The sequence below is a fragment of the Williamsia sp. genome (assembly GCF_036566845.1).
Classification (GTDB): domain Bacteria; phylum Actinomycetota; class Actinomycetes; order Mycobacteriales; family Mycobacteriaceae; genus Williamsia.
The window spans coordinates 19402-31136 of record NZ_DATCVM010000084.1; the positions used below are offsets into that span (position 1 = coordinate 19402).

10 protein-coding genes and 1 tRNA gene are annotated in these 11735 nt (G+C 64.3%); 5 read left to right on the forward strand and 6 right to left on the reverse strand.

Features of this window, described 5'->3' with window-relative positions; all coding sequences use genetic code 11:
* Positions 1-120 precede the first annotated feature (120 nt).
* Complete coding sequence (locus VIQ49_RS07310; protein WP_331882576.1) at positions 121-1419, reverse strand: PucR family transcriptional regulator; 1299 nt, start codon at positions 1417-1419, stop codon at positions 121-123.
* A gap of 119 nt (positions 1420-1538) precedes the next feature.
* Positions 1539-4310, reverse strand: a complete 2772-nt coding sequence (aceE, locus tag VIQ49_RS07315; RefSeq protein ID WP_331882578.1) for a pyruvate dehydrogenase (acetyl-transferring), homodimeric type — start codon at positions 4308-4310, stop codon at positions 1539-1541.
* Positions 4311-4511: 201 nt separating this feature from the next.
* Here aceE and VIQ49_RS07320 point away from each other — a divergent pair, with 201 nt between their 5' ends.
* From VIQ49_RS07320 to VIQ49_RS07335, 4 genes are all read left to right on the forward strand, one after another.
* On the forward strand, positions 4512-5045 hold the full coding sequence (locus VIQ49_RS07320; protein WP_331882580.1) for a hypothetical protein: 534 nt from the start codon (positions 4512-4514) through the stop codon (positions 5043-5045).
* 105 nt (positions 5046-5150) lie between these two features.
* Entirely contained in the window at positions 5151-5573 is a 423-nt protein-coding gene (locus VIQ49_RS07325; protein ID WP_331882583.1) for a DUF3052 domain-containing protein, read from the forward strand.
* The gene (locus tag VIQ49_RS07330) at positions 5570-6052 is read left to right on the forward strand and encodes a peroxiredoxin (RefSeq protein WP_331882586.1); all 483 of its coding nucleotides are present in this window, start codon (positions 5570-5572) and stop codon (positions 6050-6052) included. The genes VIQ49_RS07325 and VIQ49_RS07330 overlap by 4 nt, the downstream gene beginning before the upstream one ends.
* Positions 6053-6147: 95 nt before the next feature.
* Positions 6148-6219: transfer RNA gene (locus VIQ49_RS07335), tRNA-Val, on the forward strand.
* An 88-nt stretch (positions 6220-6307) separates the two neighbouring features.
* Here VIQ49_RS07335 and VIQ49_RS07340 read toward each other — a convergent pair.
* The 4 genes from VIQ49_RS07340 to VIQ49_RS07355 all read right to left on the reverse strand — a co-directional run bounded on the left by VIQ49_RS07340 (position 6308) and on the right by VIQ49_RS07355 (position 10184).
* Complete coding sequence (locus tag VIQ49_RS07340) at positions 6308-7411, reverse strand: SPFH domain-containing protein (protein WP_331882589.1); 1104 nt, start codon at positions 7409-7411, stop codon at positions 6308-6310.
* Positions 7412-7436: 25 nt separating this feature from the next.
* Positions 7437-7670: a hypothetical protein gene (locus VIQ49_RS07345; protein WP_331882592.1), complete on the reverse strand. Its 234-nt coding sequence runs from the start codon at positions 7668-7670 to the stop codon at positions 7437-7439.
* A gap of 259 nt (positions 7671-7929) precedes the next feature.
* Positions 7930-8622, reverse strand: a complete 693-nt coding sequence (locus tag VIQ49_RS07350; RefSeq protein ID WP_331882594.1) for a response regulator — start codon at positions 8620-8622, stop codon at positions 7930-7932.
* Positions 8619-10184 (reverse strand): sensor histidine kinase, encoded by a 1566-nt coding sequence (locus tag VIQ49_RS07355; RefSeq protein ID WP_331882597.1) that lies wholly within the window; start codon positions 10182-10184, stop codon positions 8619-8621. Before VIQ49_RS07355 ends, VIQ49_RS07350 begins: the two co-directional genes overlap by 4 nt.
* 110 nt (positions 10185-10294) lie before the next feature.
* On the opposite strand from VIQ49_RS07355, the gene VIQ49_RS07360 reads away from it, so the two are divergent.
* The gene (locus VIQ49_RS07360; RefSeq protein WP_331882599.1) at positions 10295-11686 is read left to right on the forward strand and encodes a cation:dicarboxylate symporter family transporter; all 1392 of its coding nucleotides are present in this window, start codon (positions 10295-10297) and stop codon (positions 11684-11686) included.
* The last annotated feature ends 49 nt before the right edge of the window (positions 11687-11735 follow it).

Below are 11735 nucleotides of genomic sequence, written 5' to 3' on the forward strand. Positions count from 1 at the left end.
CGCAATGAACCTTAGGCAATGCATTTGTGGGATCCCCACAAAAGTGCACAACAGCGTGCCTGCATCGTCACCTCCCCGATATCCGTTACACGGTTGTGAATTGATGCACAAATGTTGCTTTCACTCCTTGGAGGCTGTGAAGGATGTGACTGTAGGGAAAATTGTGCGCATGTCGTGTCTTACCTGTGCCAGACGACCCACGGTGGTTGCCACTCGAAGCACGTACGCATCCCGGGGGTTCATGGGATCGCGACCGGTGATGTCCGAAATTCTCTTTAGTCGATATCTCACAGTATTTGGATGGACAAAGAGTTGCCGCGCGCACGACTCCACGGACCCGCCGGAATCCAGATATGCGTCAAGTGTGGAGGTCAGGGTCTCGCCACCCTTCGCCAGCGGCACGACCAGAGAATCGTTCAAAGTGGCCATCGCGGCCTGGTCGCCGAGCAGTGCGCGCTCGGGCAAAAGTTCAAGTGAGTGAACTGGACGGGGTGCGCTCGGCCAGCCGACCACCGCCTCGATGCCCGCGAGCGCGTCCACGGCACTGGCGTGGGCGGCCCCGAGGTTGGGGGTTGTGGGCCCGATCACCACAGGTCCGTCCGCAAAGAGGACGAGCAGGTCGGTGATGAAGGGGTCGACCATCGTCACCGGTCCGCTGACGATCGCGACCAGCAGGCTGCCCTGGACCACGGAGAGTGCTGCCCGGTCGTGTTGACGAGCGGTGTTGTGCACGGCGAGCGGAACGGAGACATTTCGTTCCGGTGGTGGCATCCCCACGAGCACGGTGGCCGTGGCGGCGGTGTCCCAGTTGAGCGCGGCAGCCCGGGACAGCAGGGTCGGACCCGAGTCGCCGCGGACAACCGCGTCGACGACCAGCGCTTCGAGTCGCGAGTCCCAGGCACCACGGGACTCGGCCGCGGAGGCATAGATGGAGGCCGCGGCGAACCCGATCTCACGGCCGTAGCGCAGGACCGCCTCGGTCAGCGCGCGCAGCTGCGCGTCGTTGCGGGCCAGAAGTGGCAGCCACTTCTCGAAGAACTCCATCGCCACCCGGACCATCTCGACGGTCTGCAGGAGGCTGATCCGGCGGGCGAGGTCCTGGGGAACCACCTGGAAGGCCTGCACCGTGAACTTGACGTTGCCCTCGGGATCCTGCAGCCATTCGACGAAGTTCACCACCGCGGTCTGGACCACGAGCTGCACGCTGGCGCGTTGACCTGCTTCGAGATCCTCGAAGTAGGGGAGCTGTTCCTGCATCGAATGGACGGCCTCGGTGGCCAATCGGCCGCTGTACTGCTTCACGCGGCGGAGCAGTGTGTCCGGCAGGGCGTCATGCACATTCGCGGGTGCCGGGACATGCGCACCGCGTGGACCGAACAGATCGCCCACGGGCTGATCACCCGCACGGGACTCAGTCATGGCATCAATCTATGCCAGTCGTGTGCGCGGATGGGAAGACGTCCACCGCAAACACCGACCGCAAACGCCGACCGCCCACCCGTTGTGTAACGGATGGGCTGTCGGGTGCCAGCTGAAGATCAGGCGCCGGGACCTGGATCGCTGGTCTGCTTCGGGGCAGCCAGCACATCTTCGATCTGGTACTTCGCGGCGGCCTCGGCCGCCACCTTGACGTCGATGTGGCCTTCACGGGCCAGTGCCGAGAGGACGCCGACCGCGATCGACTCACCATCGACATTGAAGTACCGGCGCGCGGCCGGCCGGGTGTCGGAGAATCCGAACCCGTCGGTGCCCAGGGTGAGATACGTGCCGGGGACCCAGGCGCGGATCAATTCCGGGACGCCCCGCATGTAGTCGGTCGCCGCGACAAACGGTCCGTCGGCGTCGGCCAGCGCATCCGTCAGGAACGGTTGCGGATGGTCACCCGCGGGTTCGCGCAGCGAGGCCTTCTCGTATTCGACCCCGTCGCGGGCGAGTTCACCCCAGGACGTCACCGAGTAGATGCTCGCCCCGACGTTCCAATCGTCGGCGAGCAGCTGCTGTGCCTTGAGGGCGCTGGGCATGGCGATACCCGACACCAGGATGTTGGCCGGGAACTCCTTGCCCTCGGGTGCGTCGGCGAACCGGTAGATGCCCTTCAGAATGCCCGCGACATCAACGTTCTCCGGCGCAGCCGGCTGCGCGATGGGCTCGTTGTAGATGGTGATGTAGTAGAAGATGTTCTCCGGATCATCGCCGTACATCCGCTTGAGGCCGTCGGAGATGATGTGCGCCAGTTCGTAACTGAACGCCGGATCGTAGGTCACCGCCGCCGGGTTGGTGGCCGCCAGCAACAGCGAATGACCGTCGGCGTGCTGAAGACCTTCGCCGGTCAGGGTGGTGCGGCCGGCAGTCGCGCCGAGAACGAATCCGCGGGCCATCTGGTCTGCGGCAGCCCACAGCCCGTCGCCCGTGCGCTGGAAACCGAACATCGAATAGAAGATGTAGAGCGGGATCATCGGCTCATCGTGGGTGGCGTAGGACGTGCCCACCGCGGTGAACGACGCCGTGGACCCGGCCTCGTTGATGCCCTCGTGCAGGATCTGCCCGTCCGGGCTCTCCTTGTACGCCAGCATCAGGTCGGCGTCGACCGAGGTGTACAGCTGGCCGTTGCGGTTGTAGATCTTCAGCGTCGGGAACCACGAGTCCATGCCGAACGTGCGGGCCTCGTCCGGGATGATCGGCACGAGCCGCTTGCCGATCTCCTTGTCGCGCATCAGTTCCTTGAAGATGCGGACAATGGCCATCGTCGTCGCGACCTGCTGCTTGCCCGAACCCTTGCTGGCGAGCTTGATGGCGCCGCTGGTGTCGGGCTTGAGAACCTTGCTCTTGGTCCGGCGGGCCGGCAGGAAGCCGCCGAGCGATTTACGGCGGTCGAGCATGTACTGGATCTCGGGTGAGTCGGCCCCGGGGTGGTAATACGGCGGCAGGTACGGATCCTTCTCGAGCTCGGCGTCGCTGATCGGGATGCGCGTGCTGTCGCGGAAATCCTTGAGATCGTCGAGCGTCAGCTTCTTCATCTGGTGGGTCGCGTTGCGGCCCTCGAAGTGCTTGCCGAGTGTGTAGCCCTTGATGGTGTGGGCGAGGATCACCGTCGGCTGACCCTTGTGCGCCATCGCCGACGCGTAGGCGGCGTGCACCTTGCGGTAGTCGTGGCCACCGCGCTTGAGGTTCCAGATGTCGGCGTCGGACAGGTCTTTGACCAGTTCCTTGGTGCGCGGGTCGCGGCCGAAGAAGTGCTCGCGGACGAAGGCCCCGTCGTTGGCCTTGTACGTCTGGTAGTCACCGTCGGGGGTGCTGTTCATCAGGTTGACCAGCGCGCCGTCACGATCCTTGTGCAGGAGCGAGTCCCACTCGCGACCCCAGATCACCTTGATGACGTTCCAGCCGGCGCCGCGGAAGAACGACTCGAGTTCCTGGATGATCTTGCCGTTGCCGCGCACCGGACCGTCGAGACGCTGCAAGTTGCAGTTGACGACAAAGGTCAGGTTGTCGAGACCCTCGGTGGCGGCGACGTGCGCGAGGCCACGCGACTCGGGCTCGTCCATCTCGCCGTCGCCGAGGAATGCCCAGACGTGCTGATCCTCGGTGTTCTTGATTCCGCGATCGTTCAGGTAGTGGTTGAAACGGGCCTGATAGATGGCGTTCATCGGACCCAGGCCCATGGACACGGTGGGGAACTGCCAGAAGTCGGGCATCAACCGCGGATGCGGGTACGACGGCAGGCCGCCACCCTCGCCGGCGTGGGAGTGTTCCTGACGGAAGCCGTCCATCCGGGATTCGCCGATGCGGCCTTCGAGGAAGGCACGGGCGTAGATGCCGGGGGACGCATGACCCTGGATGAAGATCTGGTCGCCGCCGCCGGCGTGGTCCTGGCCGCGGAAGAAGTGGTTGAAGCCGACCTCGTACAGCGCGGCGGACGAGGCGTAAGTGGAGATGTGACCACCGACCCCGACACCGGGACGCTGGGCGCGGTGCACCATGATCGCGGCATTCCAGCGGATGAATGCGCGGAAGCGGCGTTCGACCTCTTCGTCGCCCGGGAACCAGGGCTCGCTTTCGGTCGGGATGGTGTTGACGTAGTCGGTGGAGGTCAGGGAAGGGATGGACACCCGCTTCTCACCGGCTCGTTCGAGCAGACGCAACATGAGATATCGGGCGCGGCCGGGCCCGGCGTGCTCGAGGAGTCCGTCGAACGAATCAAGCCATTCGTCGGTCTCGCTCGGGTCGATGTCGGGAAGGTACGACGCGACACCTTCGCGGATCACCCGGACACGGGCCTGATTCTTGGTTGCGTGAGTGCTGTCAGTCACTGCGTGCTCTTTCTCCTCGAGTCACTCGGCAGCGGTGGCTGCCGTCAACGGGATCGACTCGCCGGAACCGGGGTGTTGGTCTCGACGTTTCTCCTAATCGTGCCGCAATAGATGTGTGTTGGCATCGGTGCGCGGCAAAGTAACCCTACCCACGGGCGTTTCTCTGGTGAGATGGTGCGCACGTCGTGCAGTATCGGCACTGTGAAAGCTTGGGGTGTGGCGGTCGTTGTGGTGCTGGGGTTGGGCGTGACGGGTTGCGCGACGACGATCGACGGAACGAGTTCGGTCGACGGGGGTCAGGTGTCGGCCTATCGAAGTGACATGTCCGTGGCCGCGGAACGGTCGGAGGCCGCCGAATCGTCGCGACGCGCGCAAGCCGCCAGAAATCTCACGCTCGAATTGTGTTCGCAGTTCACCACGACCGTGGTCACCATGTTGAACAGCTACAACCAGTTCGTCACCAAACTCAATGAAGTGCAGTCCTATTCGGCGCTCGACGGTGCCGGCGAGGCGGCGATCGGCCAGCTAAACGCCGGTGAGCAGGCGATCAACGCCAAACTTGTACCCGATGTCGAGGCTCCGGTGGATCAACTCATCCGCGATTTCCTGGTCCGGAACCAGGCGTTGGTGAAGGCTGTGCAGGACCAAAATCGGTCCGGACTCAACGACCCGGCGGGGCTGTGGATCGAGGCCAGAAACAAGGCCGTGGAGGCTTGTGGTGAACTCACCGGCTGAAAAAGCGGCATTCGGCTTGCAACTTGGGGGTTTACCCTGTTCGCTTGAGTGATCTAAGTGGGCCCGGAACCGTGCTCACCCATTTTTTGACAGGAGGTCGTCGCGTTGGTTGCCGCTTCAGATGGTGATCGCGCCCAGAAGCTGGGAGTGACAGCGGGCATGATCGTGCAGGAGCTGGGGTGGGATGAGGACACCGACGACGACCTGCGCGGCCTCATCGAAGACACCATCGACGCTGAGATGGTTGATGAGGATTCCGATGAGGTCATCGACATGGTCGTGCTGTGGTGGCGCGACGGTGACGGGGATCTGGTCGACGCGTTGATGGATGCCATCGGACCACTTGCCGATGACGGATTCGTCTGGGTGTTGTCTCCGAAAACCGGGAACGACGGTTACGTCGACCCCACCGAGGTCGCCGAGGCCGCCCCGACCGCGGGCCTCACACAAACCAGTGCCGTGAGCTTCGGCGAATGGCTGGGATCTCGTTTGGTCCAACCGAAGACCCGGGCCGGCAAGAGAGCATGACTTCTTCTCTCGGTCGGGAGCTCGAGGTGGGAACCGAGGCTCCCGACTTCAGTCTGCGTGATCAAAACAATCAGATCGTCAGCCTCTCCGATTACCGCGGAGAGAAGAACGTGCTGCTGGTCTTCTTTCCACTGGCGTTCACCGGAACGTGCGAAGGCGAACTGAGCATGGTCCGGGATCGGTTGCCTGCGTTCTCCAACGAGAACTCGGAGTTCGTCGCCGTGTCGGTGGGCAGTTCGCCCACGCACAAGGTGTGGTCGTCGGCGCAGGGCTACCTGTTCCCGATCCTGGCGGACTTCTGGCCACATGGCGAGGTGTCGCAGGCCTATGGCGTGTTCAACAACGACAAGGGCTATCCGAACCGCGGAACGTTTGTCATCGACAAGAACGGGATCATCACTTTTTCGGAAATGATGGATCCTGGGCAGGTCCGTGACCAGTCGCTTTGGGAGAAAGCCCTCGCCACGCTAAATTCTTGAATGTGTCCGGCGCCTTCGGGTGACCGGGCGGGCGGCGAGTCCGATGTTTTCTCTCGCCGTCGCGACTGGCGAACTCGCCTTCGTTCAGTCGCCTCGCGCGTATAGCTCAGCGGTAGAGCTCTGGTCTTACACACCAGCGGTCGGGGGTTCAAATCCCTCTGCGCGCACCGTCATCGACAAGGCCGCCCTCAGTTCTGACACCCGCTCGCTCTGCACCGCGAGCGGGATGTGAGAACCGTGAGGCGGCCTTTGTCCTTACTGCTGTGGCTCGGTGGGTTTCTGACCGAACCGGCCCTGCACGGTGTCGAGGATCGAAATTCCTTGTGCGACGACGTTGGTCGCGAGTTCGTTGACACCTTGGGCGCCGTTGAACACGGTGAGGTTGGCGCCGGACAGACCTTTGGAGACCGCTTCGACGAGGTCGGGCAACTGTTCGATCAACAGCTGATCGAGGGAGATGCGATCGTTCTCGGCGGCTGCGGCGGCCTGGATCCGGACGGCGTCCGCCTCCGCCTCGGCCAGGATGCGCTTGCGCTGTGCCTCGGCTTCGGCAGGTTTGATCACCTCGGACAGCAACTGGCGTTCGCGTAGCTCCGCAGTCGTCTGTGCCAATTTGGTCTGCTCGGTGGTGATCTCCTGGCTCACCCGGGCCTCCGCGAGTGGGCCGGCCTGAGCGGCTTCCGCGTTCGCCTTGTCGGTCTCGGCCTTGATCTCGGCGCGCTTGAGTGCGGTTTCTCGTTCGTAGTCGGCCTGTGCACGGGCCGACTTCTGCTGCGCCTCGACGGATTGCTGCTCGGCGGCGGCTTCGGCGACCGCGGCATCACGCTGCACGCGGGCGACCTCGGGGGCCGCGAGTGACTTGATGTAGCCCGAACCCAGGTCATCGATCGACTGGATCTGGAACGAGTCGACCTTCAGGCCGATCAGCGTCAACTCACGTTTGGAGGCTTCGAGGACCTGCCGCGCCAGCGTGTCACGTTCGCGGATGATCTGCTCCACGGTCATCGAGCCGACGATGGACCGCAGGTGACCCGAAAAGATCTGTCCGGTCAGCTGATTCATCTCGTTGGCCTGCTCGGAGATGAACCGCTGGCCGGCGTTGACGATCGACTCGGTGTCCGAACCCACCTTGTGTGCGATCACGGCCCGGACCTTCAGGGTGATGCCCTGGGTGGTGACGCAGGTTTCTTCGATGGCGGCCTCATGCATGGCCAGGGACAGGTAGCTGACCCGGCGGAACAGTGGCATCACCCATTTGCCGTGACCGATGACCACGATGAACGGCGAGTTCTCGTCGTGGGACTTCTTGCCCGAGATGAGCATCGCCTCGTCGGGATCGGGCACGTGGTAACCGAGCATCTATTGTCCTACTTTCCGTTGCTGTCTAATGATTCTGTTGAGGCGCAGGTGCATTCGGGGGCGGATACCATTTGTCGACGATCAGGCTGCCGTCGTCGGTCTTGCCGGTCACCAGGATGTTGTCGCCGCGAGCGATGTCCGCCGAGGAGGTGGCCACGTACGTCTGGGTCGAACCGCTCACGGTGAGCACGACCTCACCGAGTCCGCCGGCCTCGATGGAGAGGTGCACGGTCCCGAGTTTGCCGACCATCGGATCCACCCGCCTCCACCTGCTTTCCCTCGTGTGCCCACCCGCTCACGGGTGCGCGAAAGCTGTGCCGCAACATCATCCATGGTTGTCCCCCGACGATGCCACCCCGCCACGGGATCTCGGGTACCGCGACCCGGCCCGTTTTTGCGATCGTCAACGTAGTGGATGTTTTCCCGAATACTACACAAGCGGTGCCGACGGGCCCGGCCGATGTCGGTCGCTGGACCTACGCTGACGAAGGCCGCGGAGTCGACTGTGGCCCACGAGTTCAGCGCCGCCACTGGTAGCGGATCTTGGGCCGGCCCGCGCTGCCGTAGTCGGTCTGACGGCGGAGCGTGCCGTCGTCGGCGAGGCGTTCGAGGTAACGCCAGGCGGTCACCCGCGACACACCCACGATCTTGGCGGCATCGGCCGCGGTGAGACCGTCGGGGTTGTCGCGGACAATCCTCGCGATCTCGTCGGTGGTGGCCGGGGCCGCACCTTTCGGTGCCGTGGATTTCTCGCTGCTGCTGCGTAATTCGGCGATCGCCCGGTCGACTTCGGCCTGGCTGGCGGCATCGGTCCCCGCCGGCAGGGCCTCGCGGTACCGCTGATACCGCTCGAGTCGATCACGAAATGCGGCGAACGTGAACGGCTTGAGGAGGTAGGCCAGCGCGCCGTTGGCCACGGCGGCCCGCACCACCTCCAGATTGCGTTCGGAGGTGATCGCGATGATGTCGGGGGCAGGCCGGAGCCCGGACAACGCCGAGGCGAGGTCGATTCCGCTCGCGTCGGGGAGCCCGATATCGAGGAGGACCAGATCGATCGGGTTGCCCGCCGCCGCGGATTCGGCGGCCGCCCGCATCGCGTCTCGGGCGGTGTCGGCGCTCGCGGCCACCGTGAACCCGGGCAGCCGGCCGAGGAAGGCGCGATGGGCCTCGGCGATCAAGGGTTCGTCTTCGACGATCAACACGGTGATCATCGGGGATCGATCCCGATCCGGACGGTGACCACGGAGCCATAGGTCATCTCGGCGGTCAGCGTGCCGTGGTGCCGGCCGACGACCTGGGCGACCAGCGCCAGTCCGAGCCCGCGCCGCCCGGCTTCTGTGTCGGACTTGGTCGAGTATCCACGCTGCATCGCCCTGGAGAACTCCGCGGGATCCATGCCGGCGCCGCTGTCGGCGACCCGGATCAGCAACTCATCGGCATCCTGGTGCACCGTCACTTCCACCCAGGGATCGTCGCGGTCGCAGGCGTCGAGTGCGTTGTCGATCAGATTGCCCACGACGGTGATCAGTTCCTGTCCCGACAACGGGACCCCGTCGGCATCCGACGGCAGTTCGGTGTCATCGGTGATCGTCAGATCGATGCCGCGTTCATCGGCCTGGGCGCTCTTGCCGAGCAGCAGTGCCGCCAGCGCCGGTTCGCCGACCGTGCTCGACAGCCGGTCGACCAGCTGTTGCGACAGCCGCAACTCGTCGGTGGCAAAGCGCACGGCGTCATCGCTGCGACCCATCTCGACGAGTGTGACGATGGTGTGCAGCCGGTTGGCCGACTCGTGCGCCTGCGACCGCAACGATTCGGCGAACACCCGCATCGAATCGAGTTCGCCCAGGGCGCCTTGCAATTCGGTGCGATCGCGGATGGTGACGACCTCGCTGTCGGGTGAGCGGTCCCCGGGGACGTGGGATCGGTTGACAACCAGAACACGGTCGCCGGTCACGTGGACCTCGTCGCGGGCGCCGGGGGAGTACGACTGCAAAAACGTTGGCAGAGAATCTCTGTCGACGTCGCCGGCAGGGAGCGACAACAGTCGGCGGGCCTCGTCGTTGGCCAGGGCCACTCCGCCTCGATCGAGCACGATGAGCCCTTCGGAGACCGAATGCAGGACGGCGTCATGGTGTTCGTACATCACCCGCATCTCGGCCGGGCCGAGCCCGTGGGTCTGCCGCAGCAGCCGACGCCGGATCGCCCAGATACCGACCAGCGAAACACATAGCGCGGCAAGCGCAATGGCCAATATCTGTGGCCATTGGTCCTGCCATCGTTGGGCGAGCGTCTTCTGGGTGATACCCGCCGAGACCAGGCCGATGACCTCACCCGAGCCCGACATGACCGGTGCGACGGCCCGGATCGAGGGGCCGAGGGTGCCGGTGTACACCTCGGTGAACGTCCGGCCTTCCAGCGCCGGTTCGATGGTGCCGAGATACGGCGCACCGATCAGCGCGGGATTGGTGTGGGTGAACCGGGTCCGATCTGGCGCCATGATCGTGATGAACGCGATGCCCGTGTTCTCGCGAACCTGTTCGGTCGCCGGTTGCAGCACAGTAGATGCGGTTCCGGATTCGATCGCAGCGGCGGTCGACGGTGACTGCGCGAGCGAACTGGCGATACCCGTGACCTGCTGGCGGGCTGCGGCATCGCCATCCCGCCGGGCGTCGATCAGGGCCAACGTACCGCCGGCCAACACCATCAGCGCGATGACCACCAGCTGCAGCGCGAACGCCTGTCCGGCCAGGGAACGCGGCAGCAACCTGGGCATGGAACCCCTCCGATGCTGAACGTAATGAACTTAATCGTGACCTGGCTCACGTCATGAAACACCATTCTTCCAGATCACTTATCGCCGACTCCACAAAGGAAGTTGCCGTCATGACAACCATGCAAGATCGACCAACTGCCGGTGACCCACCGGCCCGTAAGCAACGCGACCGCACACATTGGCTCTACATCGCCGTGATCGTCGCGGTTGTCGGCGGCGTCATCGTCGGACTCGTGGCCCCCGGAGTGGGCGAACAGGTCGGTGTACTCGGCACCATGTTCGTCAGCCTGATCAAGATGATGATCAGTCCGGTCATCTTCTGCACCATCGTGCTCGGTATCGGCTCGGTGCGGGCCGCGGCCACGGTCGGAAAGGTCGGTGGACTCGCCTTCGCCTACTTCCTCGCCATGTCCACGGTCGCGCTGGCGATCGGACTGGTGGTCGGTAACCTGCTGAGTCCGGGAAGCGGACTGACGATCGACCCGAGCAAGATGGGCACGGGCGCCGACCTGGCGGAGAAGGCACACGAATCCGGCGGGACGCTGGACTTCGTCCAGGGCATCATCCCGACATCGATGTTGTCGGCGCTCACCGAGGGCAGTGTCCTGCAGACCCTGTTCATCGCTCTCCTGATCGGTTTCGCGATCCAGAGTCTGCCGAGCAAGACCGGCGATCCGGTTCTCCGGGCTGTCGAACTGCTTCAGAAGGTGGTCTTCAAAGTCCTCGGCATGATCTTGTGGCTGGCCCCGATCGGTGCATTCGGCGCCATCGCGAACGTCGTCGGACAGACCGGCTGGAGCGCGATCACCGAACTGCTCACCCTGATGCTCGGCTTCTACGTCACCTGCGCGATCTTCGTGTTCGGCGTTCTCGGACTGCTCCTGCGCTTCGTCGCTGGAGTCTCCATCTTCAAACTGGTCCGGTACCTGGCCCGCGAGTACCTGCTCATCTTCGCCACCTCGTCGTCCGAATCCGCTCTGCCGCGGCTGATCGCGAAGATGGAACACCTCGGAGTGGAACGCAGCACCGTCGGAATCGTTGTGCCGACCGGGTATTCGTTCAACCTCGACGGCACCGCGATCTACCTCACGATGGCGTCGCTGTTCGTCGCCGACGCCATGGGAGCCCCGCTGTCGCTGGGTGAGCAGATCTCGCTGCTGGTGTTCATGATCGTCGCCTCGAAGGGCGCGGCCGGTGTCAGCGGCGCCGGGCTGGCAACCCTGGCCGGCGGCTTGCAGAGCCACCGCCCCGAGCTTCTCGACGGCGTCGGACTCATTGTCGGCATCGACCGGTTCATGTCCGAAGCCCGTGCGGTGACCAACTTCTCGGGCAATGCCGTCGCCACACTGCTGGTCGGATCGTGGACGCACACGATCGACAACACGAAGGTGGCCGGAGTGCTTGCCGGCACCGATCCCTTCGACGAACTGCAGATGGTCGACGACGGGCACGACCGCTGGGACAAGGCGGAATCAGAGGAAAGGAAGCGCGTCACCGTCTAGCGGTTGAACCTCGTACCACCGGCGGCGGCCGTGGACCACATCAGGTCCA